Here is a 23,508-nt window from a genome sequence, read left to right on the forward strand (position 1 = left end):
TCTTTGACGCGTCGGTCGCGGCGTTCTACGGCCGTGACATGTTCGATGTAGTGGTGGTTGGCGGTGGCCATGCCGGAACCGAAGCCGCAGCTGCGGCGGCGCGGAGGGGGGCGCGTACCGCGCTCGTGTCGTTCGACGCCGCGCATATTGGAGCGATGTCGTGCAATCCGGCGATCGGTGGGCTCGGTAAGGGGCACATGGTTCGCGAGGTTGACGCGTTCGACGGGCTGATCGGACGCGCGGCCGATGCTGCCGCGATCCACTATCGGATGCTCAATCGCAGCAAGGGTTCGGCGGTGCAGGGGCCTCGGATCCAGGCCGATCGCCGTCTTTATTCCGGTGCTATCCAGGCGATGCTTGCGGCCACGGCAGGGCTGTCGATCGTCGAGGGCGAGGCTACGGCGTTGCATTTTGACGGCGATCGCGTGGCGGGTGTCGTGCTGGCGGATGGCTCGATCGTGGCGGCACGAGCGGTCGTGCTGGCGACCGGCACGTTCCTCGGCGGACGTATCTTCCGGGGGGATGACCGCGAGGAAGGGGGCCGGATCGGCGAGCGTGCCGCCAAGCCACTCGCGGACCAGTTGCGCGCGCGGGACCTGCCGATGGCGCGGCTGAAGACGGGGACGCCACCGCGGCTCGATGGGCGCACGATCGACTGGGGTGCACTTGCCGAGCAGCCGTCGGACCTCGATCCCTGGACGATGTCGCCGATGACCCGTGCTCGTCCGCTCCCGCAGATTGCGTGCGCCATCACCCGCACGACCGATCGGACGCATGCGATCATTCGCGAGGCATTCCATCGGTCGCCGTTGTTCACCGGTGTGATCGAGGCGGCGGGGCCGCGTTACTGTCCGTCGATCGAGGACAAGGTTCATCGATTTGGCGACCGCGACGGGCATCAGGTTTTCCTCGAACCCGAGGGGCTCGATGATGCGACGGTCTATCCAAATGGGTTGTCGACGTCGCTACCGGCCGAGGTTCAGGCGGCGATGCTGGCTAGCATTCCCGGGCTCGAGCGCGTGACGATGACGACGCCCGGCTATGCGGTCGAATATGATTATATCGATCCGCGTGCGCTCGATACGCGGTTGGCGCTGGGTGCCATCGAGGGGGTGTTCTGCGCGGGGCAGATCAATGGCACGACCGGGTATGAGGAAGCGGCGGGGCAGGGGCTCGTCGCTGGGCTCAACGCGGCGGCGTATGCGTGCGATCTGGCGCCGGTGATACTTGATCGGGCGTCGAGCTATCTCGGGGTGATGATCGACGACCTCACGCTGCAAGGAGTGACCGAGCCGTATCGGATGCTCACGGCGCGGGCGGAGTTCCGGTTGTCGTTGCGCGCGGATAATGCCGAGACGCGGCTGGGTGGGATCGCGGCGGCTGCGGGGTGTCTTCGACCCGAGCGGCTGGCGCATCAGCATGCTTTGGCCGAGGATCGGGCCCGCTTCCGATCAGCGCTCGACGGGGAGCGGACTGCGACCCATGTGGCCGATCAGGGTGTTGCGATCGGTCGGGATGGTGCGCGGCGGACTGCGTTCGACTGGCTCCGGTTTGAGGGGGTCAAGCTCGCGCATGTCGCGCCGGATGCGGCGGCGGGGATCCCGGCGGCTGTCGTTGACGAAGTGTTAGAGGACGCGCGCTACGCTCCATATATCGAGCGGCAGGCGCAGGAGGTCGCGCGGTTGCGGGCTGACGAGGCGATCCGTTTGCCGGAAGACCTTGCCTATGACCGCGTGCCCGGCCTTTCGAACGAGATGATCGATCGCCTGAGTGCTGCGCGGCCAACTTCGCTGGCCGCGGCCGCGCGGGTGCGGGGGATCACACCGGCGGCGTTGTCCGCGGTATTATTGCATACGAAACGAGTGCCAGCATGACCGAAGACAACGCACAGAGCTGGACGACCGAGCGGTTCGGGGCAGAGGCGACCGAGCGCTTGAACGCGTTCGTGGCGATGGTCGTCGAGGAAGCGCCGCACCAGAACCTGATCGCACCGTCGACGATCCCGACGATCTGGGATCGGCATGTGGTGGATTCGCTTCAGTTGGTTGCGCTTGCGGGGGCGGATACGTCGGCGAAGCGATGGCTCGATATCGGCACCGGCGGGGGGTTTCCCGGTATGGTCGTCGCGCTGGTTCGCGAGGGGCCGGTCGATCTGGTCGAGCCGCGTCGTCGACGTGCGGACTTCCTCCAGCTGTGTGTCGCTCGGCTTGGGCTTGGCGAGCAGGTCCGGGTTCACGCATCGAAAGTCGAGAATGCGACCGCGGATGCGTCGATCATTTCCGCTCGCGCGGTGGCATCATTGCAAAACCTTTTGCGTGGCGCGGCGCACTGCGCCACAACGGAGACGCGGTGGTTGCTTCCTCGGGGGCGTTTCGACGAGGAGGAGCTGGCCGCGCTCAAGCAGCATTGGCGGTTTATGTTCCACGTGGAACAAAGCGTCACGAACCCGGAGTCGTCGATCGTGGTTCTGGATCGGGTAAGCGCGCGATGATCACCATCGCGGTCGCCAATCAAAAGGGCGGAGTGGGCAAGACCACCAGCGCTATCAACCTCGCGACCGCGCTCGCCGCGACGGGGATGCGTGTGTTGCTGGTCGACCTCGATCCGCAGGGCAACGCGTCGACCGGGCTCGGCATCGGCCATTCGCAGCGCGAGCGATCGAGCTACGACGTGCTGGTCGGCGAGACGTCGATCGAGGAAGCGGTAGTGCACACGCGCGTGCCGCGCCTCGATATCGTCCCGGCGACGGTCGACCTGTCGGGCGCGGAGATCGAGCTGGTCGATTTCGACGCGCGCACGCACCGGCTCGATCGCGCGGTGAAGGCGGCACAGGGTCCTTGGGATATCGCGCTGATCGATTGCCCGCCATCGCTCGGGCTGCTGACGATCAACGCGATGGTCGCGGCGGACTCGCTGCTGGTGCCGCTGCAATGCGAGTTTTTCGCGCTTGAAGGGTTGTCGCAGTTGTTGAGTACGGTTGAGCGCATCCGGCAGCGGTTCAATCCCGGGCTGTCGATCTTGGGGGTGGCGCTGACGATGTTCGATCGGCGGAACCGGTTGACCGACCAGGTCTCGGCGGACGTTCGCGCCGTGTTGGGCAAGGTCGTGTTCGAGACGGTGATCCCGCGCAACGTGCGGCTGTCAGAGGCGCCGAGCCACGGGTTGCCCGCGCTGATCTACGATCATCGGTGTTCGGGGTCGCAGGCGTATATCGCGCTCGCGCGTGAGTTGATCGGCCGGCTTCCCGCTACCGCGCAGGCCGCGGCATGAGCGAGAACAAGCGCGGCCGGCCGGGGTTAGGCAGGGGCCTCAACGCGCTGCTTGGCGAGATGGCGCGCGAGACGCCGGTGTCCGCCGATGGCGCGTCGGCCCCGCAATCATCGGGCGTGCGGATGCTGCCGGTCAGTTCGCTGTCGCCGCATCCCGATCAGCCGCGGCGGCATTTCGACGAGGCGATGCTCGACGAGCTGGCCGCGTCGATCGCGTCGCGCGGGCTGATCCAGCCGATCGTCGTGCGGCCGCATGGGCATGATTTCCAGATCGTCGCGGGTGAGCGGCGCTGGCGGGCGGCGCAGCGTGCGCGTCTGCACGAGGTGCCGGTCGTCGTCCGCGACTTCGACGATGCCGAGACGCTCGAGATCGCGCTGATCGAGAACATCCAGCGCGAGGATCTCAACGCGATCGAAGAGGCGCAGGCCTATCAGCGGCTGGCGGGCGAGTATGGCCACACGCAGGAGGTGCTCGCCAAGATCGTCCACAAGTCGCGCAGTCATGTGGCTAATCTGCTGCGGCTGCTCGAATTGCCGGCGCAGGTTCAGTCGCAGGTGGTCGATGGCTCGCTGTCGATGGGGCATGCGCGGGCTTTGCTCGGGTCGCCCGACGTGGAGTCGCTGGCGGATCAGGTCGTGTCGCGTGGGCTGTCGGTGCGCGAGACCGAGAAGCTGGCGCGCGATGCGAAGCCTGGGCGGAGCCGGAGTGGCGGTGGGGCGTCCGAGCCTCGGGTGCCGGATGCGGATATTGCGGCGTTGGAGCGACAGTTGGCGGATCTGCTCGGGTTGCAGGTCCGAGTGGCGCATACCGAGACTGGGGGGACGTTGACGTTGAATTACTCGACGCTCGACCAGCTTGATATGGTTTGTCAGCGGCTTACGGGTGGAGCGATCTAGGACGCGGGCCAACCTGAGCCAATTACCCCCGGCCCGTTCGTGCTGAGCGAAGTCGAGGCACCTGCGTACCGGACCATCCTTCGACTTCGCTCAGGACGAACGGGGGAAGGGGGAGGTAGGACCACTAATCTCCGTCATCCCGGCGGAAGCCGGGACCCACGGTTGCGGTCCGCTTCGTTAGTGATCGCACCCTATCCATGGGTCCCGGCGTGCGCCGGGATGACGGAAGGGGGTGTTGGGAGGCGGGAAGCGGGCAGACGCGAATGCGGTTGCGGTTGCGGTTGCAGTTGCGGTTGCGGTTGCGGGTTAGTTTCGCCTGGCGATCGCTTGGGATAGCGCCACCACGGCCGCTTCCGCCACCACACCGCCAGCATTTCCCGATGCCATGATCGCCCGCTCGGCGGTCCGGACGCGCTGGATCGCGGTGGCGAGCATTGTTGGGGTCCAGCGGCGGAGCGATCGCGCGGTGCTGGCCTCTTCCTTGAAGAACACGCGGTGGCGTTTCATTACTGCGTCGACCGCTTCGCCGCGGTCGATTTCGCCGCGCATGTCGGCGAGCGCGATCAGGCGGCGGACGAGTTGGCGGAGCCAGGGGATCGGCGAGGTGCCGGCTTCTTCGAGCACGGCGAGTTCGGCGCCGAGATCGTCGACCCGGCCTTCGATAACGGCGTCGATCGCGCGGCTCATTTCCGCATCGCCGAGGTCTGCACCGACCGCATCGAGCGCGTGGTGATCGAGGTCCGCAGGCCGATCGGGTGCCGCGTCGAGGTACAGCGCGAGCTTCTCGATCTCCCGCGAAATCACGGCGCGGTCGCCGCCGGTCGTATCCACCAGGCGGCGGGCGACGCCGGGGGCGGGGCGGAGGCCGTTCTCGCTCGCGATCGTCGTCGCGAGGCGTTCGGCGTCCTGCGTGGTTGGGGCGTAGCAGGCGAACGCCATCGCGCGCGGGGAGTCGATCGCGAGCTTGACGATCTTGGCGGTGGATTTGACCGTAGGGGCGATCGCGACTACCGGGTTGCCGACGCGTTCGGCCGCGAGGAGGTTGCTGAACGCCTCGAGGCTTTCCTCCCCTGCCGACGCGACGCGGACGAACCTTGCGCCGGCGAATAGCGACAGCGAGGCGGCTTCGTCGGTCAGCCGGCCGGGGTCGCTCTTGAGCGTGGAGCCGTCGAGATCGACGCGCTCGGCATCCGCGCCCATCGCCTTGGCAAGCACGCGGGCGAGGTCGCTGGCGCCGGCCTCGTCGGGGCCGTGGAGCAGGTACAGGCGGATGTCGCCGCCCGGTTTGGCCAGCGCACCACGGATCTGGCCGGCGCTGGCCTTCACTTGGCGGGCGTAGTCGCCTGCGCTGCGGCGACCGCAGGCGTGTTGCGCGCATACAGAGCAACGCGCGCGACGATCTGGTCGGCGACGATCTGCGACAGGCGTTCGAGTGCGGTGTTCTCGGCCGCAATCGTCGCATATTCCGAGCGGACGACGTCGATGCCGGCGTCGGACCCCGCGGTCGCGTCGAGCAGCACCGAGTTGTCGCCGATCCGCACGAGCTGATAGCGCGCGCGCAGAGTCCGACGTTCGCGCGAGACGCTGTCGTCGGTGCGGACGCCGAGGCCGCTGATAGCGTCGTCGAGGCGGATGTCGATCCGGTAGAGCGCCGGTGCGCCGTTCGAGGGCAGGCGATCGCGCAGCGCGGTGGCCATCAGCCAGCCGTTCTTGCCCGCGATCGGCGCGATCTCGACCTGGCCGAGCGCACCGGCGACCGGACCGCTGCTGCCGCCTGCATAGAGCGGGTGCAGGCCGCAGCCGGACAGCGCGGGGGCCAGCGCGAGCGCGCCGAGGATCGCTAGGCGCTTCATGCGACGATGTTCACGAGACGGTCGGGCACGACGATCACTTTCCGGGGCGGCTTGCCCTCGAGCAGGCGGACGATCTTCTCGGAGGCGAGCGCGGCGGCTTCGACCTCGTCCTTGGGCGCGCCCTTGGGGAAGACGAGCGTGTCGCGCAGCTTGCCGTTGACCTGCACCGCGATCGTGACCTCGTCGTCGACCAGCATCGCCGGATCGACGATCGGCCACGCGGCGTCGGCGATCAGGCCGTCGTTGCCCGCGATCGCCCAGGCTTCTTCGGCGACGTGCGGGACCATTGGGCTGACGAGCAGCAGCAACGTGCGGATCGCCTGTTCGCGGTCTGCGGAGGGCGCTGCCTTCTCGATCGCGCTGCACAACGAATAGAGCCGCGCGACGGCCTTGTTGAACTGCAAGGCATTGATATCGCTCTCAATACCTACCGTCGTGCGGTGGCAAAGTTTGCGCAAGGCGATGTCGTCGCCTTCCGCCTTGGCGGCGTCGTCGGACTCGATCAGGCGCCAGAGACGCTGGACGAACCGCCACGCGCCTTCGATGCCGGACTCGCTCCAGGGGAGATCGCGCTCGGGGGGCGAATCGGAGAGCACGAACCAGCGCACCGCGTCGGCGCCATACTGGTCGACGATCGGCTCGGGATCGACGGTGTTCTTCTTCGATTTCGACATCTTCGTGACGCGACCGACCGTCACGGGGCCGCCGGTCGCGATCTCGATATACCCTGCATCGGTCTTGCGGACCTCGTCGGGAGACAGCCACTTCGTCTTCACCGGCGCGTCGCTCGAATCGTCGTCGTCGGTCTCCGGCTGCGCGTCGCCGGCGTCGCCTCGGCTATACGTCTCGTGCGTGACCATGCCTTGCGTGAACAGCCCGGCGAACGGCTCGGCGATATCGAGCATGCCGATATGCTTCAGCGCGCGCGTCCAGAAGCGGGCGTAGAGCAGGTGCAGGATCGCGTGCTCGACGCCGCCGATATACTGGTTGACCGGCAGCCACTTCTCCGCGCCCGTCCGGTCGAACGGCTTGGCGTCCGGCTGGCTGGCGAAGCGGATGAAATACCACGACGAATCGACGAACGTGTCGAGCGTATCGGTCTCGCGCCGGGCAGGGCCTGCACAGGACGGGCAGGGGACGTGCTTCCAGGTCGGGTGGCGATCGAGCGGGTTGCCGGGGATGTCGAAGCTGACGTCCTCGGGCAGCACGATCGGCAGCTGGTCCTTCGGCACCGGCACCGCGCCGCATGCGTCGCAGTGGATGATCGGGATCGGCGTGCCCCAGTAACGCTGGCGGCTGACGCCCCAGTCGCGCAGGCGGAACACGGTCGTGCCCTTGCCCCAGCCTTCGCCCTCGGCGCGCTCGATCACGACGCGCTTGGCGTCCTCGATATCCATGCCGTCGAGAAAGTGCGAGTTCACGATGGTGCCGGCGCCGGTCCAGGCGGTGTCGCCGACGAACACGGGGGCCTCGTCATCGCCTTCGCTGACGACGCGCTTGACGGGCAGATCGTATTTGCGCGCGAAATCGAGATCGCGCTGGTCGTGTGCGGGCACGCCGAACACGGCGCCGGTACCGTATTCCATCAACACGAAGTTGGCGATGTAGACGGGGAGGTGCCACGTCTTGTCGAGCGGATGCACCGCGCGGATGCCGGTGTCGAAGCCGAGCTTCTCCTGCGTGTCGAGTTCCGCCGCGGTGGTGCCGCCGCGCTTGCAGAGTTCGATGAAGACCGCGGCGTCGGGGTTCGTTTCGGCGATGGCGCGCGCGATCGGGTGATCGGCGGCGACGGCGACGAAGCTGGAGCCGAACATCGTGTCGGGGCGGGTGGTAAAGACCTCGACGAATTCCTCCCCGGAACGGGGAGGGGGACCATCCGCAGGATGGGGGAGGGGGCTGTCAACGGGCGCTGCCGTATGTGGCGCGCCCCCTCCACCCCCGGCTTCGCCGGCGGTCCCCCTCCCCGTGCCGGGGAGGAGTGCGAACTTGAACTGCAGGCCCTGGCTGCGGCCGATCCAGTTTTCCTGCATCAGCTTGACCTTGTCGGGCCAGTGCTCGAGCGCGCCCAAGCCGTCGACCAGTTCGTCGGCGAAGTCGGTGATCTTCAGGAACCACTGCGACAGTTTCCGCCGCTCGACCAGCGCGCCCGAGCGCCAGCCGCGACCGTCGATCACCTGCTCGTTGGCGAGCACGGTCATGTCGACCGGATCCCAGTTGACCGCCGATTCCTTGCGATACACGAGCCCCGCCGCGAACAGTTCGAGGAACAGGGCTTGTTCGTGGCCGTAATATTCAGGCTCGCACGTTGCCAGTTCGCGCGTCCAGTCGAGCGCGAAGCCCAGGCGCTTCAGCTGTGCCTTCATCGTCGCGATGTTGGCGCGCGTCCAGTTGCCCGGATGCACGCCCTTTTCCATCGCCGCGTTCTCGGCGGGCATGCCGAACGCGTCCCAGCCCATCGGATGGAGCACTTCCATGCCCTTCATCCGACGGAACCGCGCGAGCACGTCGCCCATCGTGTAGTTCCGGACATGCCCCATGTGGATGCGCCCCGACGGATAGGGGAACATCTCGAGCACGTACGAGCGCGGCTTGGTCGACAGGTCGTCCGCGGCGAACGTCTTGCGCTCGTCCCAGACCTTCTGCCACGCCGCGTCCGCCTTCAACGCATTGAAACGCGACGCCATTATTGTGTCCTCAGCCCGCGATCGAGGCGCGGCGCAGGTCGCGAGCCTTGGTCAGGATGATGTCCTCGAGCTTCTGCGTGGTCGCGGCCTGGACCGGCGACGAGACCCACTGGCCGTTGCGGTTGACTTCGCGAAGGGCGGCGACGCGCAGCGCATCGGCGCGCAGATCCTGGTCGAGGATCGAGACGGTGACCTTCATGCGCTCGGTCGGCGTCTGCGGATTGATGTACCAGTCGGTGACGATCACGCCGCCATTGGAGTCGGTCTGGAGCAGCGGCATGAAGCCGAGCGTGTCGAGGCTCGCGCGCCACAGGTAGCTGTTCACGCCGATCGTCGTGATCTTCGACGCGGCGAGATCCGCCTTGGGACGCGCCGATCCGCCGCCGCAAGCGACGAGAGGCAGGGCAAACAGCACGACTGCGATACGCGAGCGGCGAAACATGGGCATCATCCTGGCAAGAAAATCAGCCCTTGCTCTACAGGCGAGCCCGCGTGCCCGCAAGCAGACGCGGGTATCCCAGCCATAGGGCTGAGCGAGCGCTGGACGGGACGATATTCGCGCGGCAAAACGAGTCGGTTACGACCGATCCGGTAGCGCTAACGCAGCGATCTGTGTGCTGATTGCAACACTGTCCGACAAATCAGCGACGAAGAGGGCAATCCGCCGGGTCTGCGGCCTTTGCGGTGGATCAATTCGTGATAGACGCAGTTTCACGAGGATCCGATTACGGGATTCGAAGGACAGATTCGTTGTGATGACGCGTGGGGGAATTTTCGGGGTGGTTGCCGGGGCGCTTGTCGCCACCGCGGCAATCGTCGCGCCTGCCTTCGGCGCCAGCGAACAGCCCGCCCGGATCGCCAAGCACAACGTCGCCGCGGTTCGCGGTATCGGATCGTTCACCCCCGCCGCCGCCGACCCCCGCCTTGCCGCGATGTTCGCGCGCGGTGGCTTCGACGCGGGCAGCTTCCGCTTTACGCCTGCCGAAACGCGCCAGGATAACCGTGCGGTGACCGTCGCGGTGCGTGCGCAGACCAACCGCGGTGTTGCGAACACGGCCAGCCTTGCTTCGACCACGCCGACCGTCGGTATTGCGCCGATCGCGTATAACCTCGGCATGTCGGTCGGCTGGAAGCGGTTCGCGATCTCGGGCGACGTGAACAAGCTAGACCTCGGCGCGATGCCGGGTGGGCGTGAAGCGGCTGACCTCGCGGTGAGCTATAGCGCGAAGAAGTTCAGCGGCACCGTGAAGGCCGTGGCGGACCGTCCGCTCGCCAACGCACCGCACCTCGTCGAGGAAGCGCCGAGCTATTCGGTCGATGTCGGCGGCTCCTACGCCCTGACGCGCAGCCTCGCGGTGACCGCGGGCGTGCGCTATCGGTCGGACCGCGAGCGCTTCGTGAAGGTCGACGATGACCGCCGCGACAGCCAGGCCGTGTATCTGGGCACCGCCTTCCGCTTCTAAGCGTCCGGCGGAGCGATGCTCGACGCCTTTCCCGTCATCCTGACGAAAGTCAGGACCCAGGGTTACTGATCGCTCCGTCTCATGGCACTGGATCCTGACTCGCGTCAGGATGACGGCGCACTGTAGGCATCCAGGCATCTATCGCGGCCCAGCCGTGGAAGCCGAACCGCTGGATGCGCCGCCAGCGCGACTCGTTCATTCCGCCGAGCGCGATCAGTGGTATCCCGAGTCCTCGTCCGATCCGCATAGCCTGAGCCGAGCCGATGCCGGCCGCACCCTGGTGCGATCGGGTGACGTGGATCGGCGACACGAACAGGGCAGCTGCTCCGGCGCGCTTGCCAGCCAAGGCCTCGCTTCTCGAATGCGCTGGCCAGGTTCTGATCCCGTGAGTCTGTGCCCGACCATGCACGCCGTCGGCCGCGATCATAGACTTTCCGGCCACCACGACGACTAGCCGCCGCGAAAGTGCGATGCGCTTGACCCTCCGCAGCAGCGCCCGCCGTTCCCGCTCGGGCGTGGCATAATGCCGGAACACTACTCCGGATCCCGGCGGCAATCGCCTCAGCGCCGGCCAGAGCGCGTCGCCCATCCGCTCGTCGGTCATCAGCCAGCGCGCGGGAATGGGGTTACGACGAGCCACGCCGCTGCCTATAGCGCGCCGCATGATTGCTGACGACACCACCAAATTGCAGGCCATTCGCACCCGGATCGCCAAGGCCGCAGAGATCGCTGATCGCCGCGAGGACGATGTGACACTGATCGCGGTCTCCAAGACGCATCCGGTCGAAGCGATCGAGCCGCTGCTCGCCGAGGGCCAGCGTGTGTTCGGCGAAAACCGTGTGCAGGAAGCGTCCGAGAAGTGGCTGGGGTTGCGTGCGGCGTATCCCGACGTCGAACTGCACCTGATCGGGCAGCTCCAGTCTAACAAGGCAGCCGAGGCGGTGGCGCTGTTCGACTGCATCCATGCGGTCGATCGCCCGTCGCTGGTCGCCGCGCTGGGGAAGGCGATGGCGGCGAGCGATCGCCGGCCGGACTGCTTCCTCCAGGTCAACATCGGCGACGAACCGCAAAAGGGTGGCTGCGCGATCGCCGACCTGCCCGCGCTGGTGGAACAGGCGCGCGCTGCGGGTTTGCCGATCGCCGGGCTGATGTGCCTGCCACCCGCGGACATCGAGCCGGCGCCGTATTTCGCGCTGCTGGCAAAGCTCGCGCGCGATCACGGGCTGACGGGGCTGAGCATGGGCATGTCGGACGATTTCGAGACCGCGGTGACGATCGGCGCGACTCACGTCCGGATCGGCAGCGCGCTGTTTGGCGCACGGGGGACGGGCGCATGAGTATTGCGATCCGGTTCGACGCGCTGCTGTTCGACTTCGACGGCGTGTTGATCGACAGCGAAGCCGTCGGCAACCGCCACATCGCGGAGTGGCTTACCGCTGCGGGTCACCCGACCACTGCCGACGAGTCGATGGCGAACTTCATGGGGCTCGCCGGGCCGCAGTTCATCGACGAGGTCGAGCGCTGGATCGGGAGGCCGCTCACCGATGACTTCTACGCCGCGCGGGAGGCCGAGGACGAGCGCGTGATGGCGGTCGGTGTCGATGCGATCGAGGGCGCGGTGGCGTTCGTCCGCTCGCTCCCTGCCGACCTGCCCAAGGCGATCGTGTCGTCTAGCCCGGTCTCGTGGATCGCGCGTCATCTGGAGCATATCGGTCTGCGCGATGCGTTCGGCGACCATCTCTATAGCGGGCGTGAGCATGTGACGAACGGGAAGCCGGCGCCTGACCTTTACCTGTTCGGCGCGCGGCAACTTGGCGTCGATATCGCGGGAACGGCGATCCTTGAAGACTCGCCGGTGGGGGCGACTGGGGCTGTAGCGTCTGGCGGTTACGTCATAGGCTTGTCGGCAGGATCGCACTGCAATGCCGAGCATGGCGCGCGGCTGAAGGCGATCGGTGTGGACGCGCTGGCGGAGAGTTTCGACGACGTGGCGCGGTTGATCGGGTAAGCTAGACCCCGGTTCTGAAAGTCAGGGACAAGCCAGCCAGTATTCCGCTCCGATAGCCACACCCCCCCGGCGAAGGCCGGGGTCCAGTTGGGGAACGGCAATGACGGCGGACGGACCTTCGTTACATCGTCCTTCCCGACTGGACCCCGGCCTTCGCCGGGGGGGGCCTCGTTCGAGGAATGCGCAAACTCAACGCGTCCACGGCGACCGCTACCCCCGCTTCCGTCGCCAGACCGCGCCGATCCCCGCGACCAGATCATACGGGATCGCCGCCACCTCCCGCGTGCGCATCTTGAGCTGATACCGCCGGCTCCCGCCATGCGGCACGTGGATAGCGCTCGCGGGCATGCCGAGCATCGCGAACAACATGCGGATACGCGGCTGGTGATAGCCGTCGGTGCAGATCATGCACTGCGCATACTGGCCCGCGCGCGCGAACGCGGTCGCCGCAACGACGCTTTGCAGCGTATCGATGCTCGTCTCGTCGAGGTGGATCCGCGACCGGTCGACTGTCTCGGCCAGCACATCGGCCATCACCGACGCTTCCGAAGGCCCATGCGTGCCCTGCGCGCCGGAGCAGAACAGGTCCGCATCGACGTAGCGCGCCGCCGCCGCCGCCGCGAACGCGATGCGACGGGAGAGGGTAGGACTCGGGCTGCCATCGGGACGAACAGCCGCGCCGAACACCACGATCAAGCGTCTTGAGGGTGGGATATCGGTCAGAACTGATGGCCCGTGCGGTCACGCTTGGTCGCAAGATACTGCGCGTTGTGCGGATTCGACGGCAGGAAATGCGGTACGCGCTCGATCACCGTCACGCCCGCGGCCTCGAGCCCGGCGACCTTGGCGGGGTTGTTGGTCAGCAACCGCACTTCGCGCTGGCCGAGCAGCGTCAGCATCCGCGCCGCCACCCCGAAATCGCGCGCATCGACCGCAAAGCCAAGCCGCGTGTTCGCGTCGACCGTATCGAAGCCCTGGTCCTGCAACGCGTAGGCACGCAGCTTGTTGACCAGGCCGATTCCGCGGCCTTCCTGGCGCAAATAGAGCAGGATACCCCAGCCGCCATGCTGGATTGCGTGGATCGCGGCGTGCAACTGTGGCCCGCAGTCGCATTTGAGGCTGCCCAGCACGTCGCCCGTCAGGCACTCGCTGTGGAGGCGGACCAGCGGCGGCTGGCCGTTGGGCTGGCCGATCAGCAGCGCGATGTGCTCGTCTGCGCTTTCGGGGCTACGGAACGCGACGATCTCCGCATCCTCCGCGCCCTCGACCGGAAGCCGCGCGCGTGCCGCGAGCGTCAGGCGGTTCGCGTCTTCGTGTGAGTCGATGTCCGCGGTGGTTATGCGGACTTCGGGTTCGCCGGTGCCAAGGAAGAAGGCGGGGAGCAGTCCGGCGATCCTCGCGAGACGTAACGCCGCGGCGGCTGCTTCGGGGTCGGTCACCGGGAGCGTGCGGAACGGACCCTTCAACGGAGTCGCCAGGTCGAACTGCGGATCGGCCAGCGCGGTCGCGGCGGCGAAGTCGATCCAGGGTGCGCGATCGACGAGCACGGGTTCGGTCGGGTCCGCCGCGGCGAGCTGGTTCGCGAGCTTCAGCGTTGCCGCGCGGCCCGACGAGATCAGGACGCCACCATTCGCTTCGGGATCGAACGCGGCCAACCGCTCTGCATCCGCCGTCTCCACCGCGAGCAGCACCAGCCCGTCGATCGCGATCGGCCAGCCACGTCGCAACGCGTCGACCGCGCGGGCGGCGGCACGGGGATTACTCAAAACGCGAACTCGGTCATGATCGGGACGTGGTCGGACGGCTTGAGCCAGCTTCGGCACCGTTCGTAGACGTGGTGCGACACCGCCGCTTCGGCCGCGGCACCGGTCGCCCACATGTGATCGAGCCGGCGGCCACGATCCGCCGCCGCCCAATCCTTGGCGCGGTAGCTCCACCAGGTGAACAGGCGCGCGGGAGCGGGGTGGAAGCGGCGGCCGAGATCGACCCAGTCGCCCGCCGCCTGCAACTTGCCGAGCGCCTCGACCTCGATGGGAGTGTGGCTGACGACATCGAGCAACTGCTTATGGCTCCATACGTCGGATTCGAGCGGGGCGATGTTGAAGTCGCCGACCAAGATGGTGGGGCCTGGCAGCGTTTCGGACCAGGTCGTCATACGTTCGATGAAGTCGAGCTTCTGACCGAATTTGGGGTTCACATCGCGGTTCGGGAGGTCGCCGCCGGCGGGGACGTAGACGTTCTCGAGCCGGACGCCGTTCTCAAGCCGGACGCCGATGTGACGCGCTTCGCTGTTCGCCTGCCAGTCGAAGCGGTCGTCCTCGACGATCGGTATGCGGCTGAGGATTGCGACGCCGTGGTGCATGCGCTGGCCGTGCAGGACGATGTGCTCGTAGCCGAGCGCGCGGAACGCCTCCAGCGGGAAGTCGCCGTCGACGACCTTCGTCTCCTGCAGGCACAGGATGTCGGGCTGCTCGTCGCGCAGAAACTGTTCGACGATGGCGATCCGGAAACGGACCGAGTTGATGTTCCAGGAGACGATCTTCACGAGCGCGATGTAGCGTTGCGGGGGAGTGGGGACAAGGAAGCGGTGCGGGCTTCAAAAGAAGGGAGAAGGCGCCATCGGCAAAGCCGCTGTCGTCGACCGAGCTATCGCTCGTCGGCCGCGCTTGAGCAAGTCATGAAGACGCGGTCTTCCTGCCGCTCTACGCGAAAGACCCCCGCTCCGGGGGCATGGAGCGAGGGCCAACTCAGCGTTCGTCACGCAGGCAAGAAATGGGGAAACCATCCGGGCAACAGGGGGAAAAATCCCGAATGCCCCACATCCGCAGGCCACTCTCTAGGAGGCCGAACCTGTCGCTTGCATGAATGACACCGATTTTATGCTACTTTCTTACACCCGTGCGGCGCGGATCGTTCCAGCGGAAGGTATTGTCGCTGACCGGAACGCCGAATTTCTGGTTGGTCAGCCTGACGGTCGTGCGGTTGTTCTGGCTGTCGAGCGCAACCCAACCCTGCAACATCAGTCCACCGGGGGCGCTCGCGCTCCGCACGAATACCAGTGTGATCTTGCCGGTCTCGGGATGCTTGGGATCGTTCACCTCGACCGATATGATCCGTGGATCATAGCCGGGTACGAGCTTGGCATAACGCGTGATATCGCGCGACGGATCGAGGAATACGACCAGCGGCGAGTTCTTGATCGGCCAACGTTGCACCTGCTTCACCGAGTAATCGATGAAGGTCAGCGCGCCGCCCTCCGCGACGATCAGGATCGGTACGCCTTTCTGGTACTGAAAACGGATCTTGCCGGGCTTCTTCAGCGTCAGCACGCCGGTCAGCACCTTGCCGTTGCGATCCGCCTGCGAGAAATCGGCAGTCATCGTCTCCATTGCCTGGAGGGATTTCTGCACGGCGGCCAGATCACCGGTCGCCTGCGCGGCGATCGGCGAGGGCACGGCGGCGACGGACAAAGCGGCGATCGTCGCGATTACCGCGGGGCGGGTATTGAACATCGAATTCTCCTTGGCGCGGACCGTTGCCCGCGCGCGCTTGAACCGCCACTGAATTCGTCGAGCGCTCCGCATCGAACCCTGTCCGTCATCTCTACCCTCCGTCCGTCATCCTGACGAAAGTCAGGATCCAGGGTGGTGAGGGATCGTCCTGCTTTGCTCTGGATCCTGACTTTTGTCAGGATGACGGGGCTGGGACCGGCAACACAGAGTGTCAGCGCTTTACAGCGTAATAGCGGCCTTCATACCCAACACGCCGACGTCGTTCGCGTCATGCACGCCACCGGGATTGTGGATGAACTGCACATTGGGCCGCAATTCGAGCCACCGGGTCGGATGCACGCTGTAATAGATCTCCGACGCATATTCCGCATCCTGCACCGCAGGCCGCGTCGGATCGAGCGCCTCGCCCTTCGCGACGCGCCCGTTCACGTTGGTCCGCGCCACGCCGAAGCCGAGGATGTCGCCCGGCCGCCACGGCACCAGCCCCTTGTAGAACAGCCCGGCGGCGATCTGGTTATCGGTGGTCGAGGTCGCGCGGTCGGCCTGCGTCGCGTTGAGGAAGACGCTGAGCCCGGTGACCGACTTGCCGTCCTTCGACGTGCCGGTGACCTGTTGCTGGAGATTCAAATACACCCCGTAGCGCGCGCTGCGGCGAAGGGGTTCGAGCCCGGTGATCGCGATCGGCTGGCGGTTCACATCGTAGAACACGTCGTCGCCGTTGGACGTGTTGACCCAGCCGCCGAGCTTGTATGCGCCGACCCGGCCATCGTTATCGCCGCGATGCCATTCCGCCTCGACCGGGATCAGCGCGCCGGTCGCGCCGTGGAACCGGCCGATCACGAAGGCCTTTTCGAGATTGCGCGGGTTCACCTCGTAGGCGGCGGTCTTCAGCGTCAGATGATCGTTGACGTCGTAGCGCAGGCGCGCGCCCCATTGCCCGACCGGCCAGTTCTGCCAGTAATCGCCGACCAGATTACCAGGCTGCGCGCCGCAGAAGCTGAGGTTCTGGAAATAGCAGGAGAAGACCGCGAAATCCTCGCCAGGGTTGGTCCGGCCCGCCTTGATCTCGAATTTCTCACCGATCTTCTGCTCGTACCAGAATTGCGTGAGGCGGACGGTCTGGCCGCGGCCGTATACTTCCTGGACCTGCTGCAGCACGCCGAGATTGGCGTCCGCGCCGAGATCGCGGCCACGGCGATAGGTGACGGTCGCCTGGAACGCACCGCCCTTGAGGCCCACGACCTTGTCGAGATCGAGCAGTACGCCGACATCGAACTGGCCTGTCTCGCGCAACAGCTTCCGGTCGCCGCCCGAGAAATTATAACCGCTTTCCGAGGCATAGCGAGCGCTGACACCGACACCGCGATCCGCGAGGCGCTTGCGGATGTCGAACCAGTCTGCGAACAAACCGGGGGGCGGGGTGCGCCGCGTATCGGCGGTCAGCGCTGACGGGGAGAGATCGCTGTCGCGGCGGACGCCGGCGCGCGGGCGATGCTGCGTGTCGGTGGCGGTGCTGCCGGGGGTCTGCTTGGCGATGTCCTGCGCGGAGACCTGACCGGGTAGGGCGAGCGCCACCGCTGCCGCAAACAACCGCCGATACTGCATTACGCCCACCTGTTTTTTGTAACTTGTATCAACCCCGTATACCGGGCGTCGGCTGATCGAAACCCCGGTCTGCGCGCGTCACTTGGTGAAGGGCGCCCCTCCCAGTTCTCCCGCGAAGGCAGGACCCCAGGGTTCCAGGCGATATCGTTCTTGGTTCCTGGACCCCCGCGTTCGCGAGTGAACAGCGAGAGCGAACGACTGCGCGGGCAGCGCTAGATCGCATGCCCCTCGGTATCGCGTAGCACTTCGCGGCGGCCGACATGATCCGGCCGACCGACGATGCCGTCCTTCTCCATCCGCTCGATCAACCGCGCGGCGGAATTATACCCGATCCGCAACTGGCGCTGGAGCCACGAGGTCGAGGCCTTCTGCGACTCGCAGACCAGCTGGATCGCCTGGCGATACTGCTGGTCCTCGGCCGAATCCTCACCGGTCGGCGATCCTTCCAGCGCGAAGCTCTCCTCGGGCTCTTCGGTGACGGAGGAGATATAATCCGGCAGCCCCTGCGAGCGCCAGTGATCCGCCACCAGCCGCACTTCGTCGTCGGTCACGAACGGCCCGTGGACACGAACGATGCCCTTGCCGCCGGGCATGTAGAGCATGTCGCCCTTGCCCAACAGCTGCTCTGCGCCCTGCTCGCCGAGAATGGTGCGCGAATCGATCTTCGACGTCACATGGAAGCTGATCCGAGTCGGCAGATTGGCCTTGATGACGCCGGTGATGACGTCGACCGACGGCCGCTGCGTCGCCATGATCAGATGGATGCCCGCCGCGCGCGCCTTCTGCGCGAGCCGCTGGATGAGGAACTCGACCTCCTTGCCCGCAGTCATCATCAGATCGGCGAGCTCGTCGACGATCACCACGATCTGCGGCAACACGTCGTATTCGAGCTTCTCCTCCTCGTACATCGGCGCGCCGGTATCCGGGTGATACCCCGTCTGCACCTTCCGCCCGAGCGGCTGCCCCTTGGCCTTCGCGCCGCGCACCTTGTCGTTGAAGCCGGCGAGGCTGCGCACGCCGACGGAGGACATCTGTCGATAGCGATCCTCCATCGTCTCGACCGCCCATTTCAGCGCGCGCACTGCCTTGGCAGGGTCGGTTACGACCGGCGACAACAGGTGCGGGATGTCGTCGTACATGCTCAGTTCGAGCATCTTCGGATCGATCATGATCATCCGGCACTGGTTCGGCGTCAGCTTGTAGAGCAGCGACAGGATCATGCTGTTCAGGCCGACCGACTTGCCCGAGCCGGTCGTGCCCGCGACCAGCAGATGCGGCATCGGCGCGAGATCGGCGATCACCGAATCGCCCGCGATGTTCTTGCCGAGGATGATCGGCAACTGCGCCGACTGGTCCTCGAACGTCTGGCTGCCGACGAGTTCGTGCAGGCTCACCGCCTCGCGCCGCGCATTCGGCAGCTCGATACCGATCACGTTGCGCCCTGGGATCACTGCGACGCGCGCCGAGATCGCCGACATGTTGCGCGCGATATCGTCGGCGAGCGCGATCACGCGGCTAGCCTTGATGCCGGGCGCGGGCTCCAACTCGTACATCGTCACGACCGGACCTGGCCGGACCTCGATGATCGATCCCTTCACGTGGAAGTCGTCGAGCACGTTCTCGAGCAAACGCGCGTTGCGCTCCAGCCCGGCCTTGTCGATCACATTGCCCTGGCTCGGCGGCGACGGCGTCAGCAGGTCGAGGCTCGGCAGCGTGAAATTATCGCGCAGGTCGAGCGACGATTGGCGCTCCTTGGGTTTCGCCTGCGACGGCGCGTTCTGGCGGTCCGCGATGACGGGAGCGGGGCGCGGGTCCGGCTCAGCCACTGCACGCGGCTCGACCGGTTTGCGAGTCAAAGTCAGCGGTTCGTCGTCGTCCTCGTCGATCTCCGCAAAGCCGTCATAGCCGAGCGCCTCGGTGCGATTGCGGCGGGGAAGGCGCCATTTGCGCTCGCCGAGATCGATCTCGATGCTCTTGCCCCAGACGATCGCGCCCGCAATCGCGGCGACCAGCCCAATCGCGCGGGCGATCCAGAGTTCCGCAACCGGCTGACCGACGAAGCTCAGTCCCCAATGCACGGCGCTCGCGACGGACAAGCCAATGATCCCACCCCATCCGGCAGGCAGTGCCAATACCGAGGTGCCCGACACGAACGCCAGCGCGCTTGCCATCAGCGCGACGCCGATCGCCGCGCCGCGCACCATTCGCAGCCAGTGGCCGAGCGGCAGATCGCGCCACAGCCGCATGCCGAGGATCGGTCCGATCGGCAGCAACAGCGCGACCGCCGGCCCGAACAGGGTGAGCGCGATATCGGCGAACCACGCGCCCGGCGGGCCGACCAGATTGTCCGGATAGGCGCCCGACGCAGTGTTGAGCGCCGCGTCGCTCGGGTGATAGCTCGCCAGCGCCAGCGCCATCAGCAGCGTCCCGACGAACAACGCGATCGCCGCGATCAGCGCGCCGCTGCGGACGGCGCCCGCCTTCACCGTCTCACGCCACAAGGCTGGCTGCGCGCGGCTGGCCATGACCCGTATTCTCCAGTTGCAGTGTAATGCGGAAATGCATCGCGCCGGGCGGCCTCAACGTCAAGGTAACCACGCGACAACACGGGTTAAGCTGCGCCCGGATCGTCGTTGGCAGCGACCGGCTACCGGGATAAAGCGCGACCATGGACACAGATGTAATCATCCTCGGTGGCGGGCTGGTCGGCGCGACGCTCGCCGTGGCGCTCGACGTGCACGGCATCTCGACGATCGTGATCGACCCCGCCGACCCCGCGGTAACGTTGGCGCCCGGCTTCGACGGCCGCGCGTCCGCGGTCGCGAGCGCAAGCCACCGCATGCTCGACGCGATCGGCATCGGTGCGACACTGGCGGGGCAGGGCTGTGCGATCCGCCAGATCCGGGTCAGCGACGGGCTGGAGCCGGGCGCGCTCGATTTTGTCCCCGCCGCAGACGATGGCGCGCTCGGCACGATGTACGAGAACAAGCTGCTCCGCCGCACGCTGTTCGACGCCGCGACCGCCGCGCCGCATGTCGACCTCCGCATGCAGACGCGCGCGACTTCGGTCGACCGTGTCGAATCGGGCGTCACCGCCACGCTGGACTCGGGCGACGTCATTCGCGCGCCGCTGTTGATCGCCGCGGAGGGCCGCAACTCGCCGACGCGCGAGGCCGCGGGGATCACGATCGCGCGCTGGTCGTACGAGCACACCGCGATCATCGCCGCGTTCCACCACGAACGCTCGCACGAGGATGTCGCGTACGAGATCTTCTACGCGAGCGGCCCGTTCGCGCTGCTTCCGCTGCCGGATGATGCCGATGGCCATCGCTCGGCGATCGTCTGGACGGTCGACGCGAAGAACGCGCCCGGCATGCTGAAGCTCGGCGACCGCGCGTTCCTGGCGGAAGTGGAGAAGAGCATGGGCGGTTTTCTCGGCGCGCTGTCGATGGCGACGCCGCGCGCGTCCTATCCGCTCGGTTTCCACCACGCCGCGCGTATCACCGACACGCGGCTCGCGCTGGTCGGCGACGCCGGTCACGGCATCCATCCGATCGCCGGGCAGGGCCTCAACCTGGGCTTCCGCGATGTCGCGACGCTCGCCGAGGTACTGGTCGAGGGCAAGCGCCTCGGCCTCGACCTCGGCGATGCGGCGCTGCTCGCGCGCTACCAGCGCTGGCGCGGGCTCGACACGTTCATGACCGCGGCGGCCACCGACACGCTCACTCGCCTGTTCGGCCTCCCCGGCAAGACCGCCAGCGCGGTCCGCCGCTTCGGCATCAGCGCGGTCAACGTGATCCCGCCGCTGAAGGACCGCTTCATGGCCGAAGCACGCGGTGAAAGCGGCGATCTGCCCAAGCTGTTACAGGGCCTCAAGGTCTGAGGCGGGCGATCTGCCTGTCGTGAACGCGCGATAGCAGGACCAACGCGAATATAGCGCCGATTAGGCACATCAGCATGTCCCACTGCGTATCCCACGGATCGCCCTGCGTCCCAAGAAACGCGTCCGCGCCTTGGCCGAGCGCGACGGCGGCGCCGAACTCGATCAGTTCATACAAGGCGCTGACCGACAGGCAGTAGGCGAGGACGGTGACCGTCAGCAGTCGGCGCGACGCGATACTGCCGGTCCGGATGAGGATCTCGCGCAGGACGATCGCGGGCACGAACCCCTGCATCAGGTGCCCGAACCGATCATAGGGATTGCGCGCGAGATGCAACCAGTCCCGCACCGCGAAACCGATCGGGACGCGGGCGTAGGTGTAGGCACCGCCGAGCATCAGCACCAAGCCGTGCAGCATGATCAACGCCAGCGCGAGATGTGAGAAGCGAAACCGGTGGCGCAGGACGACCAGTACGGGAAATGCAAGCAGGACGGGCGCGACCTCCATCCACCATGTTGCGCGGTCCGCCGGCGACCAACCCGAGGCCAATAGCCCTACCGCCCAGACCGCGCCCAGTATTGGAAGGCGGCGGTCGGTCGACGTCATACGTTGGGCGCGGTTGCGTCGATTCGTCTGGCCGCCTCGACCAGCATGACCGGCACGCCCTCGCGGATCGGATACGCCAAGCCGGCCGCGTCGGAGATCAGTTCTCCTGCTGCTTGGTCATAGCGGAGCGGCGTTCGCGTCATCGGGCATACGAGGCGTTCGAGCAGCCAAGGATCGAGCGCGCTCATTGCAACGTCACCGATTCGTCGCCGTCATGCCGGCCGAAGAACTGCATCAGCTGGATGATCAGCTCGGCGCGCTGCTCGATGTCCGGCGCCTCGAGCAACGCCTGTTTCGCGGCTGCGTCGAACGGTGCGATCTGGGCGATGCCGTTGACCAGGCTCTCGTCGTCGAGCCGGCCGACCGCATCCCAGTCGACCGCATAGCCCTGCATGTCCGCGAACCGCCGCGACTCCAGTTCCAGCGACGAGCGCCGGCCGAGCGACAGCGCGTCGTCCTCGATCAACGGCAGCAATTCCGCCTCGACCTGGCGGAATGCGGTCGTCACGTCGAGCTCGCGGACGATACGGAACAGCGCAATGCCTTCCAGCACGACGTTGTAGCGGCCGTCATCCAGAGCCTCGACCTCAGCGATCTTGCCGACGCAGCCGATGTCGTACAGCGCATCCGCGTCGTCATGCGGTCCGCCCCGCGGCTGGATCATCCCGATCCGCCGGTCGCGCGCCATCGCATCGCTGATCATCGCCCGATAGCGCGGCTCGAACATGTGCAGCGGCAGGTGCATGCCGGGGAACAGCAGCGCGCCCGGCAGAGGGAAGATCGACAGCCGCGTGGTGGCGCGAGGAGGGGCGGACTCGGTGGTCATCCGAACAGGATCGCAGACAGGCGGCGTCGCTGTCCAGACACCCACGGGTCTTCGAGCCCGACGACCTCGAACAATTTCAGCAACTGCGTCCGCGCCGCGCCCTCGTTCCAGTCGCGCTCGGTGGCGATGATGCCGAGGAACGTGTCGGTTGCCGCATCGCGGTCGTTCGCGGCCATCTGGCCATTGGCGAGCGCGAACCGGGCCTGCAGATCGTCGGGGTTCGCCTCGACCGCGGCCAGCAGCGGCGACAGGTCCGCGACCGGGGGGGCCGACTGCGCGAGTGCAAGCGCCGCCTGCGCGCGGGTAATCGCCGGGTCCTTGGCGATCGCCGGATCGAGATTCGCCAACCAGTCCGTCGCCTCGTCGAGCTGCCCGGTCGCGACCAGCGCGCGAACGAAGCCGGCATGCACCTGCGGATGCTCGGGCGCGATCTCGGCGATCTCGCGGAAAATCCCTAGCGCGCGCTCGCCGTCATTGGCCGCGAGCGCCTCTTCGCCGATCGCGATCAACGGCTCGACGTCGGGCGCCGCGTCGGTTGCGCTGGCTTCGATCGGCAGCTGCTTGAGCAACTGGTCGAGGATCACGCGCAACTGCGATTCGGTGCGCGCGCTGGTCATGTCGGCGACCAGCTGGCCCTGGAACATAGCATAGACGGTGGGGATCGACTTGATCTGGAATTGCGCCGCGATGAACTGGTTCTTGTCGGTATCGACCTTCGCCAGCACGACGCCCTTGTCGGCGTAATCGGCGGCGACCTTCTCCAGCGTCGGCGTCAGCGCCTTGCACGGCCCGCACCATTCGGCCCAGAAATCGATGATCACGAGGCTGGTCATCGACGGTTCGACGACGTCGCGACGGAACGCCTCGACGGCGTCCTTCTCCGCGGGGGACATTCCAAGCGTGG

The 23,508-nt window shown here is 66.7% G+C and carries 23 protein-coding genes; 8 read left to right on the top strand and 15 right to left on the bottom strand.

Annotation, left to right across the window (positions count from 1 at the left end; translation table 11 throughout):
• Positions 1 to 38: 38 nt before the first annotated feature.
• Genes mnmG through C8J44_RS13260 form a run of 4 tightly spaced genes read left to right on the top strand, consistent with a single transcriptional unit; the run spans position 39 to position 4,166 of the window.
• Positions 39 to 1,874 carry a tRNA uridine-5-carboxymethylaminomethyl(34) synthesis enzyme MnmG gene (mnmG, locus tag C8J44_RS13245; RefSeq protein ID WP_121904909.1) on the top strand — a complete coding sequence of 612 codons (1,836 nt, stop codon included), beginning with the start codon at positions 39 to 41 and terminating at the stop codon, positions 1,872 to 1,874.
• Complete coding sequence (rsmG, locus tag C8J44_RS13250; RefSeq protein WP_121904910.1) at positions 1,871 to 2,491, top strand: 16S rRNA (guanine(527)-N(7))-methyltransferase RsmG; 621 nt, start codon at positions 1,871 to 1,873, stop codon at positions 2,489 to 2,491. Before mnmG ends, rsmG begins: the two co-directional genes overlap by 4 nt.
• Positions 2,488 to 3,270 carry a ParA family protein gene (locus C8J44_RS13255; protein ID WP_055874932.1) on the top strand — a complete coding sequence of 261 codons (783 nt, stop codon included), beginning with the start codon at positions 2,488 to 2,490 and terminating at the stop codon, positions 3,268 to 3,270. Before rsmG ends, C8J44_RS13255 begins: the two co-directional genes overlap by 4 nt.
• Positions 3,267 to 4,166, top strand: a complete 900-nt coding sequence (locus tag C8J44_RS13260; protein ID WP_121904911.1) for a ParB/RepB/Spo0J family partition protein — start codon at positions 3,267 to 3,269, stop codon at positions 4,164 to 4,166. The genes C8J44_RS13255 and C8J44_RS13260 overlap by 4 nt, the downstream gene beginning before the upstream one ends.
• 306 nt (positions 4,167 to 4,472) lie before the next feature.
• On the opposite strand, the gene holA is transcribed toward C8J44_RS13260, so the two are convergent.
• Genes holA through C8J44_RS13280 form a run of 4 tightly spaced genes read right to left on the bottom strand, consistent with a single transcriptional unit; the run spans position 4,473 to position 9,145 of the window.
• A complete protein-coding gene (gene holA / locus C8J44_RS13265) occupies positions 4,473 to 5,492 on the bottom strand; it encodes a DNA polymerase III subunit delta (protein WP_121904912.1) in 1,020 nt (339 codons plus the stop codon).
• Positions 5,489 to 6,019, bottom strand: coding sequence for an LPS assembly lipoprotein LptE (gene lptE / locus C8J44_RS13270; protein ID WP_056053836.1), 531 nt, complete (start codon positions 6,017 to 6,019; stop codon positions 5,489 to 5,491). The genes holA and lptE overlap by 4 nt, the downstream gene beginning before the upstream one ends.
• Positions 6,016 to 8,703 (bottom strand): leucine--tRNA ligase, encoded by a 2,688-nt coding sequence (gene leuS, locus C8J44_RS13275; RefSeq protein WP_121904913.1) that lies wholly within the window; start codon positions 8,701 to 8,703, stop codon positions 6,016 to 6,018. The genes lptE and leuS overlap by 4 nt, the downstream gene beginning before the upstream one ends.
• A gap of 10 nt (positions 8,704 to 8,713) precedes the next feature.
• Positions 8,714 to 9,145 carry a DUF3576 domain-containing protein gene (locus tag C8J44_RS13280; RefSeq protein ID WP_056053843.1) on the bottom strand — a complete coding sequence of 144 codons (432 nt, stop codon included), beginning with the start codon at positions 9,143 to 9,145 and terminating at the stop codon, positions 8,714 to 8,716.
• 313 nt (positions 9,146 to 9,458) lie between these two features.
• Here C8J44_RS13280 and C8J44_RS13285 point away from each other — a divergent pair, with 313 nt between their 5' ends.
• A complete protein-coding gene (locus C8J44_RS13285; RefSeq protein ID WP_183128779.1) occupies positions 9,459 to 10,166 on the top strand; it encodes a hypothetical protein in 708 nt (235 codons plus the stop codon).
• 79 nt (positions 10,167 to 10,245) lie between these two features.
• On the opposite strand, the gene C8J44_RS13290 is transcribed toward C8J44_RS13285, so the two are convergent.
• Positions 10,246 to 10,806, bottom strand: coding sequence for a thiamine phosphate synthase (locus C8J44_RS13290; protein ID WP_259466861.1), 561 nt, complete (start codon positions 10,804 to 10,806; stop codon positions 10,246 to 10,248).
• A 22-nt stretch (positions 10,807 to 10,828) separates the two neighbouring features.
• Here C8J44_RS13290 and C8J44_RS13295 point away from each other — a divergent pair, with 22 nt between their 5' ends.
• Positions 10,829 to 11,503, top strand: a complete 675-nt coding sequence (locus tag C8J44_RS13295; protein WP_121904915.1) for a YggS family pyridoxal phosphate-dependent enzyme — start codon at positions 10,829 to 10,831, stop codon at positions 11,501 to 11,503.
• Positions 11,500 to 12,174 (top strand): HAD family phosphatase, encoded by a 675-nt coding sequence (locus C8J44_RS13300; protein WP_121904916.1) that lies wholly within the window; start codon positions 11,500 to 11,502, stop codon positions 12,172 to 12,174. Before C8J44_RS13295 ends, C8J44_RS13300 begins: the two co-directional genes overlap by 4 nt.
• A 210-nt stretch (positions 12,175 to 12,384) precedes the next feature.
• On the opposite strand, the gene C8J44_RS13305 is transcribed toward C8J44_RS13300, so the two are convergent.
• From C8J44_RS13305 to C8J44_RS13330, 6 genes are all read right to left on the bottom strand, one after another.
• Positions 12,385 to 12,864, bottom strand: a complete 480-nt coding sequence (locus C8J44_RS13305) for a YdcF family protein (protein WP_259466921.1) — start codon at positions 12,862 to 12,864, stop codon at positions 12,385 to 12,387.
• 29 nt (positions 12,865 to 12,893) lie between these two features.
• The gene (gene ribA / locus C8J44_RS13310; RefSeq protein ID WP_121904918.1) at positions 12,894 to 13,940 is read right to left on the bottom strand and encodes a GTP cyclohydrolase II; all 1,047 of its coding nucleotides are present in this window, start codon (positions 13,938 to 13,940) and stop codon (positions 12,894 to 12,896) included.
• Positions 13,937 to 14,719 (bottom strand): exodeoxyribonuclease III, encoded by a 783-nt coding sequence (locus C8J44_RS13315; RefSeq protein WP_121904919.1) that lies wholly within the window; start codon positions 14,717 to 14,719, stop codon positions 13,937 to 13,939. Before C8J44_RS13315 ends, ribA begins: the two co-directional genes overlap by 4 nt.
• A 337-nt stretch (positions 14,720 to 15,056) precedes the next feature.
• Positions 15,057 to 15,686: an outer membrane lipoprotein carrier protein LolA gene (locus C8J44_RS13320; RefSeq protein ID WP_056053857.1), complete on the bottom strand. Its 630-nt coding sequence runs from the start codon at positions 15,684 to 15,686 to the stop codon at positions 15,057 to 15,059.
• Between the two features lie 219 nt (positions 15,687 to 15,905).
• On the bottom strand, positions 15,906 to 17,291 hold the full coding sequence (locus tag C8J44_RS13325) for a carbohydrate porin (protein WP_121904920.1): 1,386 nt from the start codon (positions 17,289 to 17,291) through the stop codon (positions 15,906 to 15,908).
• A gap of 212 nt (positions 17,292 to 17,503) precedes the next feature.
• On the bottom strand, positions 17,504 to 19,816 hold the full coding sequence (locus C8J44_RS13330) for a DNA translocase FtsK (RefSeq protein ID WP_121904921.1): 2,313 nt from the start codon (positions 19,814 to 19,816) through the stop codon (positions 17,504 to 17,506).
• A gap of 143 nt (positions 19,817 to 19,959) precedes the next feature.
• Here C8J44_RS13330 and C8J44_RS13335 point away from each other — a divergent pair, with 143 nt between their 5' ends.
• Positions 19,960 to 21,174, top strand: coding sequence for a UbiH/UbiF/VisC/COQ6 family ubiquinone biosynthesis hydroxylase (locus C8J44_RS13335; protein WP_121904922.1), 1,215 nt, complete (start codon positions 19,960 to 19,962; stop codon positions 21,172 to 21,174).
• On the opposite strand, the gene C8J44_RS13340 is transcribed toward C8J44_RS13335, so the two are convergent.
• Genes C8J44_RS13340 through C8J44_RS13355 form a run of 4 tightly spaced genes read right to left on the bottom strand, consistent with a single transcriptional unit; the run spans position 21,164 to position 23,497 of the window.
• Complete coding sequence (locus tag C8J44_RS13340) at positions 21,164 to 21,778, bottom strand: DUF2238 domain-containing protein (RefSeq protein WP_056053866.1); 615 nt, start codon at positions 21,776 to 21,778, stop codon at positions 21,164 to 21,166. The genes C8J44_RS13335 and C8J44_RS13340 overlap by 11 nt on opposite strands.
• Complete coding sequence (locus tag C8J44_RS13345) at positions 21,775 to 21,966, bottom strand: Trm112 family protein (RefSeq protein WP_121904923.1); 192 nt, start codon at positions 21,964 to 21,966, stop codon at positions 21,775 to 21,777. The genes C8J44_RS13340 and C8J44_RS13345 overlap by 4 nt, the downstream gene beginning before the upstream one ends.
• Positions 21,963 to 22,604 carry an LON peptidase substrate-binding domain-containing protein gene (locus C8J44_RS13350; protein WP_056064511.1) on the bottom strand — a complete coding sequence of 214 codons (642 nt, stop codon included), beginning with the start codon at positions 22,602 to 22,604 and terminating at the stop codon, positions 21,963 to 21,965. Before C8J44_RS13350 ends, C8J44_RS13345 begins: the two co-directional genes overlap by 4 nt.
• The gene (locus tag C8J44_RS13355; RefSeq protein WP_121904924.1) at positions 22,601 to 23,497 is read right to left on the bottom strand and encodes a tetratricopeptide repeat protein; all 897 of its coding nucleotides are present in this window, start codon (positions 23,495 to 23,497) and stop codon (positions 22,601 to 22,603) included. The genes C8J44_RS13350 and C8J44_RS13355 overlap by 4 nt, the downstream gene beginning before the upstream one ends.
• Positions 23,498 to 23,508 lie beyond the last annotated feature (11 nt).

The sequence above is a fragment of the Sphingomonas sp. PP-CE-3A-406 genome (assembly GCF_003688625.1).
Lineage (GTDB): Bacteria > Pseudomonadota > Alphaproteobacteria > Sphingomonadales > Sphingomonadaceae > Sphingomonas.

Bases quoted from the DNA above. Each gene is read 5' to 3' on its own strand.
- mnmG (WP_121904909.1), top strand. From the start codon at position 39: ATGTTCGATGTAGTGGTGGTTGGCGGTGGCCATGCCGGAACCGAAGCC.
- rsmG (WP_121904910.1), top strand. From the start codon at position 1,871: ATGACCGAAGACAACGCACAGAGCTGGACGACCGAGCGGTTCGGGGCA.
- C8J44_RS13255 (WP_055874932.1), top strand. From the start codon at position 2,488: ATGATCACCATCGCGGTCGCCAATCAAAAGGGCGGAGTGGGCAAGACC.
- C8J44_RS13260 (WP_121904911.1), top strand. From the start codon at position 3,267: ATGAGCGAGAACAAGCGCGGCCGGCCGGGGTTAGGCAGGGGCCTCAAC.
- lptE (WP_056053836.1), bottom strand. From the start codon at position 6,019: ATGAAGCGCCTAGCGATCCTCGGCGCGCTCGCGCTGGCCCCCGCGCTG.
- leuS (WP_121904913.1), bottom strand. From the start codon at position 8,703: ATGGCGTCGCGTTTCAATGCGTTGAAGGCGGACGCGGCGTGGCAGAAG.
- C8J44_RS13280 (WP_056053843.1), bottom strand. From the start codon at position 9,145: ATGTTTCGCCGCTCGCGTATCGCAGTCGTGCTGTTTGCCCTGCCTCTC.
- C8J44_RS13285 (WP_183128779.1), top strand. From the start codon at position 9,459: ATGACGCGTGGGGGAATTTTCGGGGTGGTTGCCGGGGCGCTTGTCGCC.
- C8J44_RS13295 (WP_121904915.1), top strand. From the start codon at position 10,829: ATGATTGCTGACGACACCACCAAATTGCAGGCCATTCGCACCCGGATC.
- C8J44_RS13300 (WP_121904916.1), top strand. From the start codon at position 11,500: ATGAGTATTGCGATCCGGTTCGACGCGCTGCTGTTCGACTTCGACGGC.
- C8J44_RS13320 (WP_056053857.1), bottom strand. From the start codon at position 15,686: ATGTTCAATACCCGCCCCGCGGTAATCGCGACGATCGCCGCTTTGTCC.
- C8J44_RS13325 (WP_121904920.1), bottom strand. From the start codon at position 17,291: ATGCAGTATCGGCGGTTGTTTGCGGCAGCGGTGGCGCTCGCCCTACCC.
- C8J44_RS13330 (WP_121904921.1), bottom strand. From the start codon at position 19,816: ATGGCCAGCCGCGCGCAGCCAGCCTTGTGGCGTGAGACGGTGAAGGCG.
- C8J44_RS13335 (WP_121904922.1), top strand. From the start codon at position 19,960: ATGGACACAGATGTAATCATCCTCGGTGGCGGGCTGGTCGGCGCGACG.
- C8J44_RS13340 (WP_056053866.1), bottom strand. From the start codon at position 21,778: ATGACGTCGACCGACCGCCGCCTTCCAATACTGGGCGCGGTCTGGGCG.
- C8J44_RS13345 (WP_121904923.1), bottom strand. From the start codon at position 21,966: ATGAGCGCGCTCGATCCTTGGCTGCTCGAACGCCTCGTATGCCCGATG.
- C8J44_RS13350 (WP_056064511.1), bottom strand. From the start codon at position 22,604: ATGACCACCGAGTCCGCCCCTCCTCGCGCCACCACGCGGCTGTCGATC.
- C8J44_RS13355 (WP_121904924.1), bottom strand. From the start codon at position 23,497: ATGTCCCCCGCGGAGAAGGACGCCGTCGAGGCGTTCCGTCGCGACGTC.